At 38.2% G+C, this 22,793-nt stretch carries 20 protein-coding genes and 1 pseudogene; 20 read left to right on the top strand and 1 reads right to left on the bottom strand.

Annotated features, from left to right (window positions below):
* Positions 1-68: 68 nt before the first annotated feature.
* A complete protein-coding gene (locus tag BSAG_RS04650; RefSeq protein WP_008771030.1) occupies positions 69-4,523 on the bottom strand; it encodes a translocation/assembly module TamB in 4,455 nt (1,484 codons plus the stop codon).
* Between the two features lie 200 nt (positions 4,524-4,723).
* Between BSAG_RS04650 and tsaD the strand changes: the two genes are divergently transcribed.
* From tsaD to BSAG_RS26105, 20 genes and pseudogenes are all read left to right on the top strand, one after another.
* Positions 4,724-5,743 carry a tRNA (adenosine(37)-N6)-threonylcarbamoyltransferase complex transferase subunit TsaD gene (gene tsaD, locus BSAG_RS04655; RefSeq protein ID WP_004314357.1) on the top strand — a complete coding sequence of 340 codons (1,020 nt, stop codon included), beginning with the start codon at positions 4,724-4,726 and terminating at the stop codon, positions 5,741-5,743.
* 39 nt (positions 5,744-5,782) lie between these two features.
* Positions 5,783-7,015, top strand: a complete 1,233-nt coding sequence (locus BSAG_RS04660) for a competence/damage-inducible protein A (RefSeq protein ID WP_004314358.1) — start codon at positions 5,783-5,785, stop codon at positions 7,013-7,015.
* 122 nt (positions 7,016-7,137) lie between these two features.
* Positions 7,138-7,398: a 50S ribosomal protein L28 gene (rpmB, locus tag BSAG_RS04665; protein ID WP_004314359.1), complete on the top strand. Its 261-nt coding sequence runs from the start codon at positions 7,138-7,140 to the stop codon at positions 7,396-7,398.
* Between the two features lie 21 nt (positions 7,399-7,419).
* A complete protein-coding gene (gene rpmG / locus BSAG_RS04670; protein ID WP_002560155.1) occupies positions 7,420-7,608 on the top strand; it encodes a 50S ribosomal protein L33 in 189 nt (62 codons plus the stop codon).
* Between the two features lie 17 nt (positions 7,609-7,625).
* Entirely contained in the window at positions 7,626-7,784 is a 159-nt protein-coding gene (locus tag BSAG_RS24580; RefSeq protein ID WP_004295982.1) for a DUF4295 domain-containing protein, read from the top strand.
* A 138-nt stretch (positions 7,785-7,922) separates the two neighbouring features.
* A complete protein-coding gene (ftsY, locus tag BSAG_RS04675) occupies positions 7,923-8,882 on the top strand; it encodes a signal recognition particle-docking protein FtsY (protein WP_008019172.1) in 960 nt (319 codons plus the stop codon).
* Positions 8,879-10,189 (top strand): 30S ribosomal protein S12 methylthiotransferase RimO, encoded by a 1,311-nt coding sequence (rimO, locus tag BSAG_RS04680; protein WP_004314361.1) that lies wholly within the window; start codon positions 8,879-8,881, stop codon positions 10,187-10,189. The genes ftsY and rimO overlap by 4 nt, the downstream gene beginning before the upstream one ends.
* A complete protein-coding gene (locus tag BSAG_RS04685; protein WP_004314362.1) occupies positions 10,182-10,454 on the top strand; it encodes an HU family DNA-binding protein in 273 nt (90 codons plus the stop codon). Before rimO ends, BSAG_RS04685 begins: the two co-directional genes overlap by 8 nt.
* Before the next feature lie 13 nt (positions 10,455-10,467).
* On the top strand, positions 10,468-11,886 hold the full coding sequence (locus tag BSAG_RS04690; RefSeq protein ID WP_004314363.1) for an HU family DNA-binding protein: 1,419 nt from the start codon (positions 10,468-10,470) through the stop codon (positions 11,884-11,886).
* 240 nt (positions 11,887-12,126) lie between these two features.
* Positions 12,127-13,122, top strand: coding sequence for an AAA family ATPase (locus tag BSAG_RS04695; RefSeq protein WP_004314364.1), 996 nt, complete (start codon positions 12,127-12,129; stop codon positions 13,120-13,122).
* Between the two features lie 83 nt (positions 13,123-13,205).
* A complete protein-coding gene (locus tag BSAG_RS04700) occupies positions 13,206-14,075 on the top strand; it encodes a DUF58 domain-containing protein (protein ID WP_004314365.1) in 870 nt (289 codons plus the stop codon).
* A complete protein-coding gene (locus BSAG_RS04705) occupies positions 14,075-15,163 on the top strand; it encodes a death-on-curing family protein (protein WP_004314366.1) in 1,089 nt (362 codons plus the stop codon). Before BSAG_RS04700 ends, BSAG_RS04705 begins: the two co-directional genes overlap by 1 nt.
* Before the next feature lie 49 nt (positions 15,164-15,212).
* A complete protein-coding gene (locus BSAG_RS04710; protein ID WP_004314367.1) occupies positions 15,213-16,196 on the top strand; it encodes a vWA domain-containing protein in 984 nt (327 codons plus the stop codon).
* A gap of 45 nt (positions 16,197-16,241) precedes the next feature.
* Positions 16,242-17,270 carry a VWA domain-containing protein gene (locus BSAG_RS04715; protein WP_004314368.1) on the top strand — a complete coding sequence of 343 codons (1,029 nt, stop codon included), beginning with the start codon at positions 16,242-16,244 and terminating at the stop codon, positions 17,268-17,270.
* 8 nt (positions 17,271-17,278) lie between these two features.
* Entirely contained in the window at positions 17,279-18,001 is a 723-nt protein-coding gene (locus BSAG_RS04720; RefSeq protein WP_008640249.1) for a tetratricopeptide repeat protein, read from the top strand.
* 31 nt (positions 18,002-18,032) lie between these two features.
* Positions 18,033-19,853, top strand: a complete 1,821-nt coding sequence (locus BSAG_RS04725) for a BatD family protein (protein ID WP_004314371.1) — start codon at positions 18,033-18,035, stop codon at positions 19,851-19,853.
* Between the two features lie 18 nt (positions 19,854-19,871).
* Positions 19,872-20,705, top strand: coding sequence for a tetratricopeptide repeat protein (locus tag BSAG_RS04730; RefSeq protein ID WP_004314372.1), 834 nt, complete (start codon positions 19,872-19,874; stop codon positions 20,703-20,705).
* A gap of 128 nt (positions 20,706-20,833) precedes the next feature.
* A complete protein-coding gene (locus BSAG_RS04735; protein WP_004295969.1) occupies positions 20,834-21,124 on the top strand; it encodes a hypothetical protein in 291 nt (96 codons plus the stop codon).
* Between the two features lie 77 nt (positions 21,125-21,201).
* A complete protein-coding gene (locus BSAG_RS04740; protein ID WP_004314373.1) occupies positions 21,202-22,323 on the top strand; it encodes a universal stress protein in 1,122 nt (373 codons plus the stop codon).
* A gap of 291 nt (positions 22,324-22,614) precedes the next feature.
* Positions 22,615-22,793 (top strand): annotated as a pseudogene (locus BSAG_RS26105) (DDE transposase); the annotation flags it as partial.

Genomic DNA, 22,793 nt, shown 5'->3' with positions numbered 1-22,793 from the left:
TACATAATTCTCACATATAATGAACGATGACATATCCGCCTGGAATCATGTCATCGTTTATTATATGTTTATTGTTGTTGCGAATGATTTCTCTTTACTGCCGATTTGGCTGTTTTATCAGTGATACTGTCCGTTTGATGCGTTTTCACCTTTTCTGCTTCTTCCCGTTTGCGCTTATTACGCAACCGCCATTTATTCCAAAAATAGAGATCACTCCATTTATTGAAGTCCTTCTTGTACATGATACCTACTCCCTGTGTAGTCAGATTTGTTTTTGTATAATAGCGGTCATTCGTCTCATTATAAGCCTTTAAGCGTATATCTCCCGAACGGGTAATCAACCATTCTGCTTCAAAGTCTCCTACAAAGTTAGTATTAGCCATCGGATTATCCCGATAACCGAAGTTTCCGTTTATCAATAAACGATTATTCAATAATTGTCCCGATAGAATACCTTCTACTTCCATATCCGTCCAACCTTTATCACCCGTACTCAAATTCGTACCTATATTCCAGTTATTTGTTTCAAAGACTTGTGAAAGTGCATTGTTCAACTGGCCGGAGAGGGTAGATGAGAGCACCGAAGACATCACATTCGAATTTTGATTATTATTCCGTGCATCTTCCGTATAAAACTTACCAATACCCAGCAGGTAAAGGATCTGCATATTCATCTGTTCTTCCGTACTGATATAGTTACGCACCAATGTTTGTATTTCATCCCTTTCATTTGGAAGCTCTATGCCCAGCTTGATAGTCGGACGTACCAGCATACCACTTAAATTCATGATACAATTTACACGTACATTGGGTTGTTGGATAATAGCCGAAGCATCCGGTATCAAGTCATTCAAGGAAGCAGAATTCACTGTATATGAAGCTTGTATATCCATGTTAGCATCCAGAGGTGCTCCATTGAACGTTATTGTGCTTCCATCCTTGATTATAAAGTCCTTACGGATTACTTCCTGCAAGCTGAATTTATATACTCCCTGATTAATCCGATAATTACCAAACATCTTCACATCACCCTTATTATAAAATTCCGTTCGAATATTTCCCGTACCTTTTCCGCTAATATAGTCTCCAGCAATAGGGTCCATGATAATTCGCATGGTGGCATCGGGAGTTGCATCCACCAGAATATTCAAACGGATATCCGTTTTCTGCTCTTCTTCTGCCTGACGTTTTTGCTGTATTTGTTCGTAATATGAGATTACCTGAATAGAATCCTGAATAGTACGACGGGGGGTTTTATCTACAAACTTAATAAACTGATTACTGGTAGCCGATGCTACACTGCCATTAATATAAGTAAAGGTAGTATTTCGGTTGGTTGTCATAGCCACGTTTACGTCCAACCCTTGTGTGGCATTTCCGGCAAGTAATACATTTCCGGTACCGTATACCGTACCATAGAAAGGCATATCTGCCGATTCCTTCGTATTCATCACAAGCATATTATTTGCCTGTATCTCAAAACGATAGTTTAAGTTCTTAAAATGCTGGAAATGCAAATATCCGTCCATTCTTCCCGAATGTCCTTCCATGTCGGATATATGTATATTATTAAATGTCAATCCGGTAGGAGCTAGATGAATCGTGTCTTTTACAGCAAAATGTGTGTTCAGAATATCAAACTTCATGGAAGCGTCTGTCATAACCGCACCATCCAAATTCAATCCTTTGAATTTTCCATAGAAATGTACTTTTCCCGTCCCACGTCCTTTAATATCATTGGCAATAGACTTCATATAATGTTCGAGGAATTTTAAGTTCAATTCATTTGCTTCAATATTTAAATCAAGTCCGCTCTCGGGTTTCAATGGATAAATAATACCTGTGACACGTGACGGAGAAGGGGATATGTCCTGAATGGATGCATCCAACCGGATACCTCTATTTTCGTTATCCCACTCACCATAAATATCCAAATCACCCAAGCGACCCTGATTAAGTGAAAAGTTCTTTATATATAAACGGGTATTCATAATAGGTTTCTTTAGCACTCCGCTTGCATAAGCTGTTCCCGTTGCATCACCTTCAAAATTCACATCGTCGGATATGCTTGCAATATCAAATACATATCCCATATTTATATCTTTTAAATCAACCTTTACAGTATCTTTAGGATTCTCGGAGAGCCGGCCGTTAATACGTACATATCTATCCTGATGGCTAAAGTAGAAGTTATTCACATCCACCCTGCCTGAATCGACCACCACTTGTGAAGCATGTATCTTCCAAAGAGTATCGTTTAAAATAACATCAGTAGGTTTTACATCCACCATCGCTTTCAACAATGGTTTTTCCCCGCTTGTACGTAGAAATTTGGCAACGGCAGCCAATTGCCCGCTATATGTCACTGCAGCATTATTCCCCCAATTCAATGTCGTACTGACATTATCATCTTTAGCTTGTGCATCCAAGGATAGATTGACTGCCCCTTTCTTTTTCAAAGAAGTCAAACGAACCTGTGCACGAATATGATCTGCAGGATTCTCGCACAGAATCATGCCCGACTCAATAAAGTTATTTTTATATTGCAGACGGGGAAAATATCCTTCTACACGCAAGCGTTGTAAGGCATCATTGAAATATCCCTTCAATGTGGAATGAGTGTACACTGTCAACGGTATATCAAAGATTGTAGATAAAATGTCCATATTATATATATGTACGTCAAACAGAAAATTGTTATGTGTTTCAATCGGCTTCTTGGGAGGTAATATTAAAGACGGCACATACTTCCGCATAATATTCAGAATACTGGCAGGTAATGTGTGGTACTGGAATTTACCTTCTATACTTGCTTTCAGGAATTCAGAAGTCAATCTTAGTTGGTTCTCGCCGTTCTGTTTGGTAGCCCGGATATTCATATTCTGCATAAAATATGCTTTATCCGGAGCTGTAAATTCCAAACTATCCACATTGATTTCTCCAATCATCTCATCCACTGATCCACCTGTGAAATTAGCTTTCAGTTTTAAAGAGAACTCCGCATCTGGGTATTTAGTCGTAAGATTCAAATCATGTGGACGTACTTTGTTGACTACTGCAAGAAAATTAAAAGTAGGCACTTTAGACGTAACATTTACATCTCCATTCAGATAAATCGATCCATTAGGGTCATCCAACGCCACTTTACCATTAAATCCACCTTGTTTGTATTCTCCATCCAATGTGATATTTTCATATCTATATCTGCTATAATCTACCGAAGCGATCAATCCTTTCAATTCCACAGCTGGCAATTGCCCGGTAATGTGCCGCCCATGTACATCCAGATTGAAAGTGATTTCTTCCAACTTCTCATTATCCAATAACTTACCTAACTGGAAATCTTCAGTTTTGACAGCACCGGAATATGCAAACAGTCCTTTAGCCTTGTCAGAACTCAATTTTAAGTCGGTTTTTACATTTCCAAGGCTCGTTTGTAATTGCCCGTAAGTAACTAGGTCCGTAAAGTATCCTGAAATCTCTCCCTGAAAACTTACATTTCCCAAACGTTCGAGAAGCGGAGGAACTCCATTATAATTGTGACTCAAATTACGCACTAAGAAGCCGACTCCACGAGTATTGGCCGAAAGCTCGGAAAGTGTTCCATATACATACGCATCTTGTGGACGCGACAAGTCCTGAAGCGACACATCCCCTCGCAAACGAAACTGGCGGTCGTCGGCCGTAATTTCCAAATGCGAACAAGTCAACTGGTCCACAGTTCCCTTCACCTCCATATCCAATGTCACCGGTTCCTTGAAATGCGATAGGATAGGAACAAAAGGAGAAATATCTTTTAGAGTAACTTGCGACGGCAAAGTACGGAAAGAGAAATGCACTTGTTCTGTAAAACGGTCAAAAGCTTTCAAACTATCATACTCTAAATGAATGGTATCCAGCTTAAGAGATGTTTCGGGCAACTCTATAGTAAAATTATCAATGTTTGTCTGCTTGTCATTGGCAACCAGTTTCAAACTCATTTTTTTCAAAGAAAAGCCGGATGCCTTTTCATCAAGGCTCAATCGCTTGATTCCTAAATTCAAAGAGTCCTTACTTAAGGCTTTCAGCGATATATTGGCTATGATATTTTGAAGCTGAATATGCTTGGCGTTAAATTTTCCCGGTGTTTCCTGTTCCGATAACACATGATAGGACATCCTTCCACGACGAATCAGGATGGAGTTAATTCGTAAATCAAGTGAACTTTCTCTCTTTACTGTATCTTTGGAAGCAAAAGCATCCAAAACAAATTTAAAATTAGGAGGAGACTCCGGAGTCTCTTTCCGGAGATCGATATTAAATCCGAAGAGCTGAACACTGCTAATAGATATCTTTCCTTTAAAGAAAGGCATAATATCAAACTTGGCGGATAAACGAGTGACTTTGAGCATTTCCTGACCACTTTGATCGTCAAGCAATACATCATCAATAATAATACGGTTCAATAGACCGATATTAATTCTACCAATCACTACCTTTGTGTTTAAAACTTCGGAAAGTTCTTTAGCCACAAATACACTCATTGTTTGCTGAATGCTTGGTATATTCAGCAAAACAATAGTCCCGATATATACTCCCAGTACAATACCAACTACCCAGCGTACAGTCTTTTTCAGCGTTCTGATATGCGATAACTTTTATTTTGCGAACAAAAATATAAAATAGTTCGTTACGAATCGTAGTTTTATGATTACTTTTGCACCGTTTAATAGTTTAAATACTTATGAGTGCAATAATTTTAGGAATTGAATCCTCCTGTGACGATACGTCGGCAGCCGTAATCAAGGATGGTTATTTGCTGTCAAATGTGGTATCAAGTCAAGCCGTACATGAAGCATACGGTGGAGTAGTACCCGAGTTGGCTTCACGGGCACACCAACAAAACATCGTACCGGTAGTACATGAAGCATTAAAACGTGCCGGTGTCACCAAAGAAGAGTTGAGCGCAGTAGCTTTCACTCGTGGTCCAGGATTGATGGGGTCTTTGCTTGTCGGAGTCTCCTTTGCAAAAGGATTTGCTCGTTCCTTAAACATTCCAATGATTGACGTTAATCACTTGACCGGACATGTTTTAGCACATTTTATTAAAGCAGAAGGAGAGGAAGAAAGACAGCCCGCTTTCCCATTTCTTTGCTTGCTGGTATCCGGAGGAAATTCACAAATCATACTGGTAAAAGCCTATAATGATATGGAGATCCTCGGACAGACTATTGACGATGCAGCAGGTGAAGCAATTGATAAATGTTCTAAAGTGATGGGACTTGGCTATCCGGGTGGGCCAATCATTGACAAATTAGCACGCCAGGGAAATCCGAAAGCTTTTACATTTAGCAAACCGCATATTCCCGGTTTAGATTACAGTTTCAGCGGATTGAAAACTTCCTTTTTATATTCATTACGCGACTGGCTAAAAGATGATCCGGATTTTATAGAGCACCATAAAGTGGATCTTGCAGCATCATTGGAAGCTACTGTAGTGGACATTCTGATGGATAAATTACGGAAAGCTGCCAAAGAATATAAAATTAATGAAATAGCAGTAGCCGGAGGAGTTTCCGCAAATAACGGATTACGCAATGCTTTCCAAGAACACGCTGAGAAATATGGTTGGAATATTTTCATCCCTAAATTCAGTTATACTACCGATAATGCAGCAATGATTGCCATTACCGGATATTTCAAATACCTGGATAAGGATTTTTGTTCTATTGATCTTCCGGCTTATTCGCGTGTGACATTATAATAAGTATACCTTATATATAATAGGATAAAACTAAGAAGTATGTTTGCCGAAATAATAACCATTGGCGATGAACTGCTGATAGGACAGGTTGTCGATACTAATTCTGCCTGGATGGGACAGGAATTAAATAAAATAGGTATTGAGGTTCTTCGTATTGTTTCAATCCGTGACCGGGAAGAAGAAATCATGGAAGCGATTGATAATGCGATGGAAAGGGTGAATATTGTTTTAGTAACCGGAGGACTCGGACCTACCAAAGACGATATTACCAAACAGACTTTATGTAAATACTTCCATACGGAACTGGTTTTTAACGAAGAAGTATTCGAAAACGTAAAACGGGTACTAGCAGGAAAAATACCAATGAATGCACTCAATAAAAGCCAGGCAATGGTCCCGAAAGATTGTATGGTAATAAATAACCCTGTGGGAAGTGCTTCTGTCAGTTGGTTCGAGAGGGATGGCAAGGTACTTGTTTCCATGCCGGGCGTTCCACAAGAGATGATTGCTGTGATGACAGAAAGCGTGCTACCTAAGCTGCACGATAGGTTTCAAACGGATGTTATTATGCATCAAACATTTCTCGTACAGCACTATCCGGAATCTGTATTAGCCGAAAAGTTAGAATCGTGGGAGAACACTTTACCGGAATGCATTAAATTGGCATATCTACCCAAACTTGGCATTATTCGTCTTAGACTGACAGGACGAGGACAAAACAGAGAAGAAGTAAAAGTTCTTCTTGAACGTGAAAAGTTAAAATTAGAGGAAATACTTGGTGAAGATATTTTCAGTGAAGAAGATACACCATTGGAGGTTATAGTCGGTGAGCTTTTAAAAAAGAAGAAATTGACCGTTTCCACCGCAGAAAGTTGTACCGGGGGCAGTATTGCCGCACGGTTGACTTCCATCGCCGGCAGTTCTGAATATTTTAATGGAAGTGTAGTGGCCTACTCTAATGAAGTGAAAATGGGGCTTTTGCACGTTTCCTCCGAAACTTTGGAACGATATGGAGCTGTCAGTGAGGAAACTGTGATTGAAATGGTAAAAGGTGCGATGAAAACATTAAAAACAGATTGCGCTGTTGCTACTTCAGGGATAGCAGGCCCTGGAGGTGGTACTCCGGAAAAGCCGGTGGGAACTGTATGGATAGCTGCTGGTTATAAAAACGAAATTCATACTTACAAGCAAGAAACAAACCGCGGAAGAGGCATGAACATTGAAAGAGCTGGCAATAATGCCCTATTAATGCTCCGTGATTTACTCAAATAAAGAAAAATAGGTGCCTGTAAGTGAATTATTTTAAGAAATTCTTGTTTTATACGGATAAAAGTGCTTACTTTGCGTCCTGTTTGAAATAAGTATAGATATAAAACTATAAAAATAAGATAGAAATGTCGAAGATTTGTCAAATTACCGGAAAGAAAGCCATGATTGGCAACAATGTTTCACACTCAAAGAGAAGAACTAAAAGAACCTTTGATTTGAACTTGTTTAACAAAAAGTTCTATTATGTAGAACAGGATTGTTGGATCAGCCTTAGCCTTTGCGCTAACGGGTTGCGTATTATCAACAAAAAAGGACTGGATGCTGCGCTGACTGAAGCAGTGGCTAAAGGTTATTGTGATTGGAAAAGCATTAAAGTAATCGGCTAAACGTAGAGGAGAAAACTTACAATGGCAAAGAAAGCAAAAGGTAACAGAGTACAAGTGATTCTGGAATGTACAGAACACAAAGACAGTGGAATGCCGGGAACATCTCGTTATATCACAACTAAGAACAGAAAGAATACTACAGAAAGACTTGAGTTGAAAAAATACAACCCAATTCTGAAGAGAGTAACAGTACACAAGGAAATTAAATAATAAAAGTAGTATAACCCATGGCAAAGAAAACAGTAGCAAGTTTGCACGAAGGTTCAAAAGAAGGTCGTGCTTATACCAAGGTTATCAAAATGGTAAAATCTCCGAAAACTGGAGCATACGTTTTTGATGAACAAATGGTTCCGAACGAAAAAGTACAAGACTTTTTCAAAAAATAATCGAAATAGCATATACGCTATAACTGCAAAATCCTCTCATTGGTGAACAATGAGGGGATTTTTTATTGCTTCTTTTTTTACTTTTCCAATCCTTTGTTATATCTTTGTAGCAAATGTATTATACAAACAAGTGTCAATATGGGATTTTTTAGTTTTTTTTCAAAGGAGAAGAAGGAGACTTTAGATAAAGGATTATCTAAAACCAAAGAGAGCGTATTCAGTAAGATTGCTCGTGCTGTGGCTGGTAAGTCAAAAGTAGACGATGAAGTATTAGATAATCTGGAAGAAGTACTGATCACATCTGACGTAGGTGTAGAAACAACTTTAAATATTATCAAACGCATCGAGAAACGCGCTGCGGCTGATAAGTATGTGAATACTCAAGAACTGAATCTTATATTACGTGACGAAATAGCAGCTTTGCTTACCGAAAACAACTCGAATGATGTAGCTGATTTTGACGTACCCATCACAAGGAAACCTTATGTAATTATGGTTGTGGGAGTGAATGGAGTAGGGAAGACTACAACTATCGGCAAGCTGGCTTATCAATTCAAAAAAGCAGGCAAATCGGTTTATTTGGGAGCAGCCGATACTTTCCGCGCTGCAGCCGTAGAACAGTTAATGATTTGGGGAGAACGGGTAGGGGTTCCTGTTGTTAAACAGAAAATGGGAGCGGATCCTGCATCTGTGGCTTATGACACTCTTAGTTCTGCCGTTGCCAACAACGCAGATGTGGTTATAATCGATACAGCCGGTCGCCTGCATAATAAGGTGGGCTTGATGAACGAGCTGACCAAAATCAAGAATGTGATGAAGAAGGTTGTGCCCAATGCGCCGGATGAAGTTTTATTGGTATTGGACGGTTCCACCGGACAAAATGCATTCGAACAAGCCAAACAATTCACTCTGGCAACCGAAGTAACTGCCATGGCTATCACTAAACTTGACGGAACCGCTAAAGGTGGTGTTGTGATTGGTATTTCCGATCAATTCAAGATTCCTGTTAAATATATCGGGTTAGGTGAAGGTATGGAAGACCTGCAAGTATTCCGTAAAAATGAATTCGTTGATTCCTTGTTTGGAGAGAATGCATGAAAAGAAAGAGAATAGATATTATCACTTTAGGATGCTCTAAAAATTTGGTTGACTCCGAACAGTTAATGCGCCAACTGGAAGAAGTCGGATATAGCGTAACCCATGATACTGAAAATCCACAAGGAGAAATTGCAGTAATCAATACGTGCGGCTTTATTGGTGATGCCAAAGAGGAGTCCATAAATATGATTCTGGAGTTTGCTGAAAGAAAGGAAGAAGGGGATTTAAAGAAACTTTTCGTGATGGGTTGTCTTTCCGAACGTTATCTGAAGGAATTGGCTGTTGAGATACCGCAAGTAGATAAATTTTATGGCAAGTTCAATTGGAAGGAGCTTTTACAAGATTTAGGAAAGGTCTATCATGATGAGTTATATATCGAACGGACATTGACAACTCCCCAACACTATGCTTACCTGAAAATTTCAGAAGGGTGTGACCGCAAATGTTCTTATTGTGCCATTCCCATTATTACAGGACGCCATATCTCCAAACCGATGGAGGAAATTTTGGACGAAGTACGATATCTGGTATCGCAAGGCGTGAAAGAATTTCAGGTGATCGCACAGGAATTGACTTATTATGGGATCGATCGGTATAAGAAGCAAATGCTTCCGGAACTGATTGAACGTATTTCCGATATCCCTGGCGTGGAATGGATTCGGTTGCATTATGCCTATCCGGCACATTTCCCTACGGATTTATTCCGGGTTATGCGTGAACGCGATAATGTATGTAAATATATGGATATTGCTCTTCAGCATATCAGTGACAATATGTTGCAATTAATGCGTCGGCAAGTGAGCAAAAAGGATACTTACCGACTAATTGAACAATTTCGTAAAGAAGTGCCGGGCATTCACCTGCGAACAACTTTAATGGTAGGACATCCCGGAGAAACCGAGGAAGACTTCGAAGAGCTTAAAGAGTTTGTGCGCAAAGTACGTTTCGATCGGATGGGAGCTTTCGCATATTCCGAAGAAGAGGGAACTTATGCTGCAGAATCATACGAAGATTCTATTCCACAAGAGGTTAAACAAGCCAGACTTGATGAATTGATGGACATCCAGCAAGGTATCTCGGCAGAATTAAGTGCGGAAAAAATCGGTAAACAGATGAAAATTATCATCGACCGTTTGGAAGGAGATTATTATATTGGACGAACAGAATTTGATTCACCGGAAGTAGATCCGGAAGTGCTGGTTAAGCGTTCAGAGAGAGAACTTAAGATCGGACAGTTTTATCAGGTGGAAGTGACGAATGCAGACGATTTTGATTTATATGCAAAGATTATAAATGACTATGAATAATAAGGAATTTACATCCGAACTAGCGGAAAGATTGGGATACACAATCAAGGATACTTCCGAATTGATAGGTTCTTTGTTGTCCAGCATGACACAAGAATTGGAAGAAGGTAATGTGATTGCAGTTCAAGGATTCGGCTCTTTTGAAGTTAAAAAGAAAGCGGAACGAATTTCAATCAACCCGGCAAGTAAACAACGCATGTTGGTTCCACCCAAATTAGTGCTATCTTATAGACCTAGCAATACATTGAAAGATAAGTTTAAATAAATAATTTCCCGTTATGAATGAAAGACTAACAATTCAAGACCTTACTGACTTATTGGCAGCCAAACATAGCATGACCAAGAAAGACGCCGAAGCGTTTGTTAAAGAGTTTTTTCTCTTGATAGAACAAGCTTTGGAGAACGAAAAGACTGTAAAAATCAAAGGATTGGGAACTTTCAAACTTATTGATGTAGATAGCCGGGAAAGTGTCAATGTCAACACAGGAGAACGTTTTCAGATAAAGGGACATACAAAAGTCTCATTTTCTCCGGATGCCAATCTAAGAGATACAATAAATAAGCCTTTCGCACACTTTGAGACTGTTGTATTGAATGAAAATACAATTTTGGAAGATACTCCGATAGAAGATACAGAGGAAGAAGAAGCAGGTGAGGAAGCATCAGCACAAACTGTATTGAATGAGATTGGTGAGAATACGCCCCCCCTTGTAACGGAGGAATATGAAAGCACTGATGATGAGCTTTCAGAAAAAGAGTTGATTCAGGAAGAGCAAATAACTGCTCAACCATCTGTGGAAGACTCCATTGAAGAACCTGTTATCGTTGAAAATGTATCTACAGTAGAAGAATCTATTGAGCCATCCTCTCATGTAGAACCTAAAAGGACCAGCACAGAAACTAATATTGAAGAGAAAGTCGAACAGCTGGAAGATGAAGAAGTCCCGGAAGAGGAAGTCGCAATGGTAGAACAACAACCAGCAGCACCTATAATAGAAGAAAAAGAGGAGATCACTGCCGAGAAAATTATAGAACAAGAGCTTATGAAAGCAAATCTGCAACCTGTGGCTCCTATAATACCTCCTGCTAAAAAAGAAACGATAAAACCGGTCAAATCAGAACATGTATCCCAACCGGCTTCTAAAAAAACAGCTCCAGTGAAGGAAAAATCTCCTGTACCTTATTTAATAGCTGTTATTGTAATCGTTTTGTTATTATGTGGAGGGGTTATCCTGTTTATTTATTACCCGGATTTATTTTCTTCTTCATCTGACAAGAATGCGCTGGATATGCCACCTGTGACAACTCAACCCGTTCAACCGGAAACACAACTTTCCGATACAATTGAACAGAAGGATACCATAAAGGAAATAACTCCTGATGTACCTAAAGTTGTTACGCCCACACCACCTGTTGCCCAAAAAGAAGAAACTGCTCCTGCCAAAGCAGAACCCCAGACAGCTCCACAGCAACCCGCTACATCTGCTTATTTGGATTCAGCATCTTATAAAATTACAGGAACCAAAACAAAATATACAATCAAAGAAGGAGAAACTTTAACTAGGGTTTCCTTGCGTTTTTATGGTACAAAAGCAATGTGGCCATACATTGTGAAGCACAATCCGAAGGTTATTAAGAACCCCAATAACGTACCATATGGCACAACAATTGAAATACCGGAACTTACAAAAGAATAAATAGCAATAATCCATTCACCCGATCATACAAATCCTGTATTGATCGGGTGAAATGTTATGGATGTACAAAAGCGTATGAAAGTACCTTAATCTAAAGATTTCGCATTGTTTTTTAATAAAAATTAGTTGCAATCGTTAATTATATGGCGTACTTTTGGAGGCAAAATAAGAAGCCTTACAACACACAGGAAAGGCTTACATAAAATAAAAGGGATTTAAATAATAAAATATTAAGTATTTATGGCTGAATCAATTGATATCCGCGAGCTAAATGAGCGGATTGAAAGACAAAGTGCTTTCGTTACCAATCTTACGACAGGGATGGACCAAATCATTGTTGGTCAGAAACATTTGGTTGAATCACTGCTTATCGGATTACTTTCCGATGGTCACGTTCTTTTGGAAGGTGTGCCTGGTTTGGCGAAAACTTTGGCTATTAAAACACTCGCTTCTCTGATTGATGCGAAGTATAGCCGTATCCAGTTTACGCCGGACTTATTGCCTGCCGACGTTATTGGTACAATGGTTTACAGTCAGAAAGATGAATCTTTTAAAGTGCAGCGAGGACCAATTTTCGCAAACTTTGTATTAGCTGATGAAATCAACCGTGCTCCTGCTAAAGTACAGAGTGCTTTGCTGGAAGCAATGCAGGAACGTCAGGTTACTATTGGTAAAGAAACATTCATATTACCGGAACCTTTCCTTGTACTGGCTACTCAGAACCCTATCGAACAAGAAGGTACTTACCCGCTTCCTGAAGCACAAGTTGACCGTTTCATGTTGAAAGTTGTCATTGATTATCCAAAGCTGGAAGAAGAAAAACTGATTATTCGCCAAAATATCAATGGTGAGAAGTTCAATGTGAAGCCTATTCTCAAAGCGGATGAAATTATTGAAGCACGTAAGGTTGTTCGTCAAGTGTACCTGGATGAGAAGATTGAACGTTATATTGTAGATATTGTATTTGCAACTCGTTTCCCTGAAAAATATGACCTCAAGGAACTGAAAGATATGATCGGATTCGGAGGTTCACCTCGTGCGTCTATCAATCTGGCTTTGGCTGCTCGTACGTATGCATTTATCAAACGTCGCGGTTACGTAATTCCGGAAGATGTACGTGCTGTAGCACATGATGTTCTCCGTCATCGTATTGGATTGACATACGAAGCTGAAGCTAATAATATGACTTCGGACGAAATCATCAGTAAGATTCTGAATAAGGTTGAAGTGCCCTAATTTGTAGTTATAATACAGTCAATAAGTAGTCATTAATATCTATACATGACTACTTAACTACTTACTACTTAACTACTGTATAAATGGAAACAAGTGAAATACTAAAAAAAGTTCGCCAAATTGAAATAAAGACACGAGGATTGTCTAACAATATCTTTGCAGGCCAATATCATTCGGCTTTCAAGGGTAGGGGTATGTCATTTTCGGAAGTCCGTGAGTATCAGTTCGGCGATGATATACGTGACATAGACTGGAATGTGACTGCGCGCTTCAATAAACCTTATGTGAAAGTGTTTGAAGAAGAACGTGAACTGACAGTTATGTTAATGGTCGATGTTTCCGGAAGTTTGGAATTTGGTACGATCAAGCAGTTGAAGAAAGATATGGTGACGGAAATCGCTGCCACGCTTGCTTTCTCTGCTATTCAGAACAATGATAAAATTGGTGTGATTTTCTTTTCAGACCGGATAGAAAAGTTTATTCCTCCCAAGAAAGGACGTAAACATATCTTATATATTATCCGCGAATTGATTGATTTTCAGCCGGAAAGCCGTCGTACAAATATTCGTCTTGCCTTAGAATATTTGACAAACGTGATGAAAAGACGTTGCACCGCATTTATCTTATCAGACTTTATTGATCAGGACAGCTTTAAGAATGCACTGACCATTGCTAACAGAAAACATGATGTAGTAGCATTACAAGTGTACGACAGGAGGGTTAGTGATCTTCCCCCAGTAGGACTGATGCGAATCAAAGATGCGGAAACTGGACATGAACAATGGATCGACACCTCTTCCAAAGCTGTACGCCGGGCACATCGTGACTGGTGGATACAAAAGCAGACTGAACTTAACGATACTTTCACTAAAAGTAACGTGGATGCTGTATCTGTCAGAACCGACCAGGATTACGTAAAGGCATTGTTGAATTTATTTGCCAAACGAAATTAATGGAATCAAAGATGAATAGAAATATTATTCTGATAGCATTATTAGCTCTATTGTCTGTAGGCAAAGCAGCAGCACAGTCTGTCACGGTAGAAGCAAAAATTGATTCATTGCAGATACTGATTGGCGAACAGGCGAAAGTGCAATTGCAAGTAGCCATGGATGCTAAACAGCGTGCTATTTTTCCTGCTTACACCGATACATTGGTAAGAGGTGTGGAAATTATAGAAACTGTCAAACCGGATACTCAATTCCTGAATGATCGCCAACGAATGTTGATTACTCAAGAATACATTATCACTTCTTTTGACTCTGCTCTATATTATCTACCACCAATGCCGGTTACCGTAGATGATAAAGTATATAAATCCAAAGCTCTGGCATTGAAAGTATATTCGATGCCGGTTGATACATTACATCCGGACCAGTTCTTTGGACAGAAACCTGTGATGAAAGCTCCTTTTGCGTGGGAAGACTGGTATGGATTGATTGCTTGTTCATTCCTGGCTTTACCTTTGCTTGGTTTACTGATCTATCTCATTATTCGTATACGTGATAATAAACCTATTATCCGTAAAATAAAAGTTGAACCTAAATTGCCGCCACATCAGGCTGCAATGAAAGAGATAGAACGTATCAAAACAGAGAAGATATGGCAAAAAGGACAATCGAAGGAGTATTATACCGAACTAACGGATACACTTCGCACCTATATTAAGAACCGTTTCGGATTTAACGCATTAGAAATGACTTCTTCTGAAATAATTGACCAGCTATTGGAGTTGAATGATAAAGAGGCTATATCAGACTTGAAGCTTTTGTTCCAGACCGCTGATTTAGTTAAGTTTGCCAAACATGATCCTCAGATGAATGAAAACGATGCTAATTTAATTAATGCCATCGATTTTATCAATGAGACAAAACAACCGGAAGAGGAAAACCAGAAACCGCAACCAACGGAAATCACTATCATTGAGAAACGTTCTTTACGTGTTAAAGCTATGCTGATTTGCGGAATTGCACTGTTATCAGCAGCACTGATTGGTACCTTTATATATATAGGTCTGCAGTTATACAATCTTTTTGTATAAAGAGTGTATAACTTAATACTAAATAGTAAACTGTTAAATCATAAATAAAATGGTTTTTGCCAATATTGAATATCTGTTTTTGCTATTATTGCTTATACCATATATTGTATGGTATATCCTGAAACAAAAGAAAAGTGAAGCAACCCTTCAAATTTCAGATGCTCGGGTATATGCACATACACCTAAAAGTTATAAGAACTATTTGTTGCATGTTCCATTTCTACTGCGCTGCATTGCTTTGGTGTTAGTTATCTTGGTTCTTGCACGCCCGCAAACTACTAACAAGTGGCAGAACAGTGAAATAGAAGGAATTGATATTATGCTGGCTATTGACGTTTCTACCAGTATGCTGGCTGAAGACTTAAAGCCAAACAGACTTGAAGCTGCCAAAGATGTAGCTGCTGAATTTATCAACGGACGCCCCAATGATAATATCGGTATTACATTATTTGCAGGAGAAACTTTCACTCAATGTCCGTTGACTGTAGATCATGCCGTATTGTTGGATATGATACATAATATTAAATGCGGCCTTATCACTGACGGTACTGCGGTTGGTATGGGTATTGCTAATGCTGTGACTCGCTTAAAAGATAGCAAAGCGAAATCTAAAGTTATTATCTTATTGACGGATGGTACTAATAATAAGGGAGATATTTCTCCAATGACAGCAGCAGAAATAGCTAAAAGTTTTGGTATTCGTGTATATACTATCGGGGTAGGTACTAATGGAATGGCCCCTTATCCTTATCCGGTGGGGAATACTGTACAATATGTAAGTATGCCGGTGGAAATTGATGAAAAGACATTGACAGAGATTGCCGGAACAACGGATGGTAACTATTTCCGGGCTACGAGCAACTCGAAACTAAAAGAAGTATATGAAGAAATTGATAAACTGGAAAAGACGAAACTGAACGTAAAAGAGTACAGTAAACGAGACGAAGAGTATCACTGGTTTGCCCTAGCTGCTTTCCTCTGTGTTTTGTTGGAAGTACTATTACGCAATTCGGTACTCAAAAAAATTCCATAAGAATGTTTGTCAATCGTTATTTGTCAATCATAAAATAGTAAGAAGATGTTTCGATTTGGAGAACCTACATATTTATACTTATTGCTGCTATTACCTTTTTTAGCAGCTTTCTACTTGTATTCCAACTACAAGAGAAGAAAGAATATCCGACGCTTCGGGGACCCGACTTTATTGGCTCAATTAATGCCTGATGTATCCAAATATCGTCCGGATGTAAAATTCTGGATTATTTTTGTTGCTATTGGCTTGTTCTCCGTATTATTAGCACGCCCCCAATTCGGTTCTAAGCTGGAAACGGTTAAGCGTAAAGGAGTAGAGGTAATTATAGCTTTGGATATTTCAAACTCTATGTTAGCTCAAGATGTACAACCTAGCCGTCTGGAAAAAGCAAAAAGACTAATTTCCAGATTAGTGGATGAACTTGACAATGATAAGGTAGGTATGATTGTATTTGCAGGTGACGCTTTTACTCAGCTACCAATTACAAGTGACTATATTTCCGCTAAGATGTTTTTAGAGTCCATCAATCCTTCGTTGATTTCTAAACAGGGTACAGCTATCGGGGAAGCAATCAATTTAGCAGCTCGTAGTTTCACTCCACAAGAAGGGGTAGGACGTGCTATTATTGTTATTACTGACGGTGAAAATCATGAGGGTGGTGCAGTGGAAGCCGCAAAAGCCGCTGCAGAAAAAGGTATTCAAGTAAGTGTATTGGGAGTAGGTATGCCTGATGGTGCCCCCATTCCGGTAGAAGGTACGAATGATTATCGTCGCGACCGGGAAGGTAATGTGATTGTTACCCGTTTGAATGAAGCTATGTGCCAGGAAATTGCTAAGGAAGGAAAAGGTATATATGTACGAGTAGACAACTCTAATTCAGCCCAAAGAGCTATTAATCAAGAAGTGAACAAAATGGCGAAGTCTGATGTAGAGTCGAAAGTATATACAGAGTTTAACGAACAATTCCAAGCTATTGCATGGGTTATTCTACTATTGTTATTGGCAGAAATCTTAATTTTGGACCGCAAAAATCCTTTATTTAAGAACATTCACCTGTTTTCTAATAAGAAATAGTTATACGTATGTTAAAAAGTAAATATATTCTATTCGCTGTATTTCTGCTAGCGACAGTCGGTGTCTCGGCTCAGAAAGCAGAACGCGACTATATCCGTAAGGGAAACCGCCTGTTTAATGATAGTGTATTTGTTGACGCAGAGGTAAACTACCGGAAAGCTCTGGAAGCAAATCCCAAGTCTACAGTATCTATGTACAATTTGGGAAATACTCTTTCGCAACAGCAAAAGTTTCAGGATGCCATGGAACAATACGTATCGGCCAGCAAAATTGAAAAGGATAAAATGAAGCTCGCCCATATCTACCACAATATGGGAGTACTTTTCCAAGCTGGTAAAGATTATGCAAAGGCTGTGGACGCCTATAAAATGTCACTGCGTAATAATCCTGCCGATCATGAAACCCGGTACAATTTGGCTCTTGCACAGAAAATGTTGAAAGATCAACAAAATCAGCAGAATCAAGACCAAAATCAGGATCAGAATAAAGATCAACAAAAGCAAGATCAAAAACAAGATCAGAATAAAGACAAGCAGAAAGATCAGAAACAAGATGAAAAGAAAGATCAGCAGCAACCACCGAAGTCAGAAAAAAAACAAGATAACCAGATGTCAAAGGAGAATGCTGAACAATTGCTGAATTCTGTAATGCAGGATGAAAAAGATGTGCAAGACAAAGTGAAAAAGCAACAAAAAGTTATGCAAGGTGGTCGCTTAGAAAAAGATTGGTAATATAAAGTTGATGATATAAATTTCATAAGCAATGAAAAAACTGATTATTATATTGATGGCATTGATAGCATATAGCACTCAGATGCTTGCTGATAAAGTGTCTTTTACTGCTTCTGCTCCTGACGCAGTGGTAGTAGGCGACCAGTTCAGGCTGTCGTATACTGTTACTACACAAAAAGTGAAAGATTTCCGGGCACCATCAATCAAAGGTTTTGATGTGTTGATGGGGCCAAGCCGTTCACAACAAAGTAATACTCAAATAGTAAATGGTAATGTTACGTCTACTAGTAGTATTACATTCACATATATATTAATGGCGAATAATGCCGGAGAATATACAATACCTGGAGCTTCAATTGTTGCTGATGGCGATCAAATGGTATCAAATTCAGTAAGGATTAAAGTATTGCCACAAGATCAAGGTGATAGCAATAGTAGCAGTAGCTCTTCTACACATTCCTCATCTGGTACAGGGGTCTCTAACCAAGACTTGTTTATTACAGCAAGTGCCAGTAAAACGAATGTGTACGAACAGGAAGCATTTGTCCTGACCTATAAAATATACACCAGAGAATCCAATTTACAACTGAATAATGCAAAGTTACCCGACTTTAAAGGCTTCCATTCTCAAGAAATCGAAATGACTACAAATGCGAGATGGACTCCGGAACATTATCAGGGACGTAATTACTATACGACAGTTTATCGTCAGTTCGTTCTCTTCCCGCAACAATCAGGAAAACTATATATTGATCCTGCTCAATTCCAGATGACAGTTGGTAAGCCTGTACAATCTGATGATCCTTTTGATGCTTTCTTCAATGGAGGAAGTAATGTCATTGAAATAAAAAAATCAATTTCCACCCCTAAAATAGCAATAAATGTAAATCCGCTTCCTGCAGGTAAACCGGCAGATTTCTCCGGTGGAGTGGGAGAGTTCAATATTTCTTCATCTATCAACAACAAGGAACTGAAAACCAATGATGCTATTACTATTAAATTAGTAATATCCGGTACAGGTAACCTGAAATTAATTTCTAATCCGGAAATTAAATTCCCAGATGATTTTGAAGTATACGATCCCAAAGTAGACAATCAAGTCAGATTAACCCGGGAAGGACTTACAGGTAATAAGGTTATCGAATATTTAGCAATTCCGAGACATGCTGGAACATATAAGATTCCAGGAGTATCTTTTAGTTATTTTGATATTCGCTCCAAATCTTATAAAACGCTGAAAACAGAAGAATATGTAATAAACGTTGAGAAAGGTGCGGGTAATGCAGATCAAGTAATTGCTAATTTCACTAATAAAGAGGATTTGAAAGTATTAGGTGAGGACATCCGTTACATCAAACAAAACGAAGTTACTCTCCAGCCTAAAGGAAGTTTCTTCTATGGTTCAATGACATATTGGCTATTCTATATCATTCCGGCTCTTGCCTTTATTATTTTCTTTATTATTTATCGTAAGCAAGCTGCTGAAAATGCGAACGTAGCTAAAATGCGTACGAAGAAAGCCAATAAAGTAGCAACAAAACGTATGAAGTTAGCTGGAAAATTACTCTCAGAAAATAAGAAAGATGCTTTCTATGATGAAGTTTTAAAGGCACTGTGGGGATATATAAGTGACAAACTGAATATTCCGGTATCTCGTTTATCTAAAGATAATATTGAAGAGAAGCTAAGAAATCATGGAGTAAATGAGGAACTAATCAAAGAATTCCTGAATGCATTGAATGACTGTGAATTTGCCCGGTTTGCTCCAGGTGATGAAAATCAAGCCATGGATAAAGTTTATTCTTCTTCAATAGAAGTAATAAGCAAAATGGAGAATTCGATAAAACATTAACCCAGAAGAGATTGTGTCATGAAAAAGATATTATTTTTTATATTATTATCAATGTCACTTACTTGTTTTGCACAAGATTCGTTAAACATTGATTCTAAACAAACCAATGGAGCTGATTCTATCCACGCTTCACACACCACATTTTCCAGTAACACACTGGAAGATGCCACAAAAGCTGAAGGCGATTCCGCATATATAAAAGAAGATTATGCAGCAGCTATTCAAATATATGAAGCATTATTAAAAAATGGAGAAGCTGCTGACGTTTATTACAATCTGGGAAATAGTTATTATAAAATAGGAGAGATAGCGAAAGCTGTTTTAAATTATGAGCGTGCCTTGTTATTGCAACCTGGAAATGGCGATATACGTGCTAATCTTGAAGTGGCACGCGCAAAGACAATAGACAAAGTTGAGCCTGTTCCTGAAGTGTTCTTTGTTTCATGGATCAAATCTCTGACAAATAGCATGAGTGTAGATGCATGGGCCACATGGGGTATTGTATCCTTTATTCTATTGATTATAGCTCTTTACTTTTTTATATTCTCTAAACAGATTGTGTTAAAGAAAGTAGGCTTCATATTAGGAATTGTTTTTCTGATTGTCACCATTTGCTCTAATCTTTTTGCTTCACAACAAAAAGAACATTTAGTCAATCGAAATGAAGCTATAGTAATGAACCCAAGTGTAACAGTTCGAAGTACTCCAAGCGAGAGTGGTACCAGTTTGTTTATTCTGCATGAAGGGAGAAAAGTAAACGTCAAGGACAACTCTATGAAAGAATGGAAAGAAATTCGGTTGGAAGATGGAAAAGTAGGATGGGTACCAGCTTCCGCTATTGAAGTAATATAAAGGTCATTAATAGATTTTATAAATTCAAGAAAAAAAGATAAGCAAATAATTTGTTTTATCTTTTTTTTTGCTTAAGTTTATAGCGTGATAAAAAAATCACATAGTATTAACCATTAAATTTATGAGACATGAGAACAATAACGTTTAATGAACTTCGTAAAATTAAAGATTCATTGCCTAGCGGTAGCATGCATAGAATAGCAGACGAACTTGGTTTGCACGTAGATACAGTGCGAAACTTTTTCGGAGGACACAATTTCAAGGAGGGAAAAAGTGTCGGAATACATCTTGAGCCCGGTCCAGATGGTGGGCTTGTAATGTTGGATGATACGACCGTTCTTGATCGGGCTTTAAAAATCCTAGATGAATTGAATATGAGTATGCAAAAAGAACAGGCTACCGAATCTGTGCAAGTTTAAAATATAACAAACTGAATCCCAATTGAATCAAACAATTGGGATTTCTTATTTGTTTTCACCTTATAAAATGTGCATTTATGGAAGACAAATTAGTAACCCTAGCCATTCTGACATACACCAAAGCGCAGATCTTAAAGAATGTCTTGGAAAATGAAGGTATAGAAACATACATTCACAACGTAAATCAAATACAACCGGTTGTTTCTTCGGGGGTGCGTTTACGCATAAAGGAAAGCGATCTGCCACGTGCTTTGAAAATAACAGAAAGTTCTACATGGCTGTCTGAAAGTATAGTGGGAGAGAAGGAGCCCAAAACAGAAAATAAGTCAAATAAGATTTTAATTCCCGTCGACTTCTCTAATTATTCGATGAAAGCGTGTGAATTTGCATTTAACCTAGCAAAAACAGAAAATGCTGAAGTCATTTTGTTGCACGTCTATTTTACGCCTATATATGCTTCATCATTACCATATGGAGATGTTTTCAATTACCAAATTGGAGATGAAGAATCCGTAAAAACGATTATTCAGAAAGTTCATTCTGACCTCAATGCCTTATCAGAAAAGATAAAAGAAAAAGTCACATCGGGTGATTTTCCCAATATTAAATATAGCTGTATCTTACGTGAAGGTATTCCAGAAGAAGAAATCTTAAGATATGCTAAGGAACAGCGTCCTATGGTTATCATCATGGGGACTCGGGGAAAGAATCAGAAAGATATCGATTTGATTGGCAGTGTAACTGCTGAAGTTATTGATAGAAGCCGCACAGCTGTACTGGCCATTCCCGAAAACACACCATTTAAACAGTTTAGTGAAGTAAAACGGATCGCCTTTATTACCAATTTTGATCAAAGAGATTTAATTGCTTTCGAAGCATTCTTTAATACTTGGAAATCATTCCATTTTTCTGTATCTTTAATACATCTTACTGATTCCAAAGATACCTGGAATGAAATAAAACTAGCAGGCATAAAAGAATATTTTCACAAGCAATATCCAGGGCTTGAAATTCATTATGATGTAGTAATGAACGATAATTTGTTAAAAGGACTTGATCAGTATATCAAAGATAATCAAATAGATATAATCACTTTGACTTCTTACAAAAGGAATATATTTGCTCGGTTATTTAATCCAAGTATTGCTAGAAAAATGATTTTTCATTCTGATACACCATTACTTGTTATTAACAGCTGATCAGATCAAGCAAAAAATGGGTATTTATGATTGGTGAATAATCAATATTATGTTTAATTAAAAAGGGGCAATATAATAACATTGCTCTTTTTTAATTTACATCAATTAAAAAATGCATATTCCCTCAAATGTATTTTTTGATTATCTGGATTATAAAAAGGGATATTCCTAAAATAATAAAATTTAAGGCAACTAATTCATTGCGAGTTAGTTGCCTTTTTTGTATCTTTAAGCATTCCCCCCAAAAAACGGTTTGACGGCCAAAACGGGGGTAATTAAAAATAAAAACACATGGTAAAGATACAAAAAATCTCAGAAATCGAACCTTGTTTAGGTTTTACCGAGTTCGATATGCTTAAAAAATATCGTCAAAGTTTTGCAACGAGTGAATTAGGTCGCCTCCATTCTCTGTTCCCTTTCTCGGAACTGGCCCGACAAATGCATTTGAAGTCCTCTCCTTTTGGGCGTAA

This window comes from Bacteroides sp. D1 (genome assembly GCF_000157095.2).
In the GTDB taxonomy this organism is placed as follows: domain Bacteria; phylum Bacteroidota; class Bacteroidia; order Bacteroidales; family Bacteroidaceae; genus Bacteroides; species Bacteroides xylanisolvens.
Note: the sequence above shows the minus strand (reverse complement) of the source record. Positions and strands in the feature narration are given on the sequence as shown.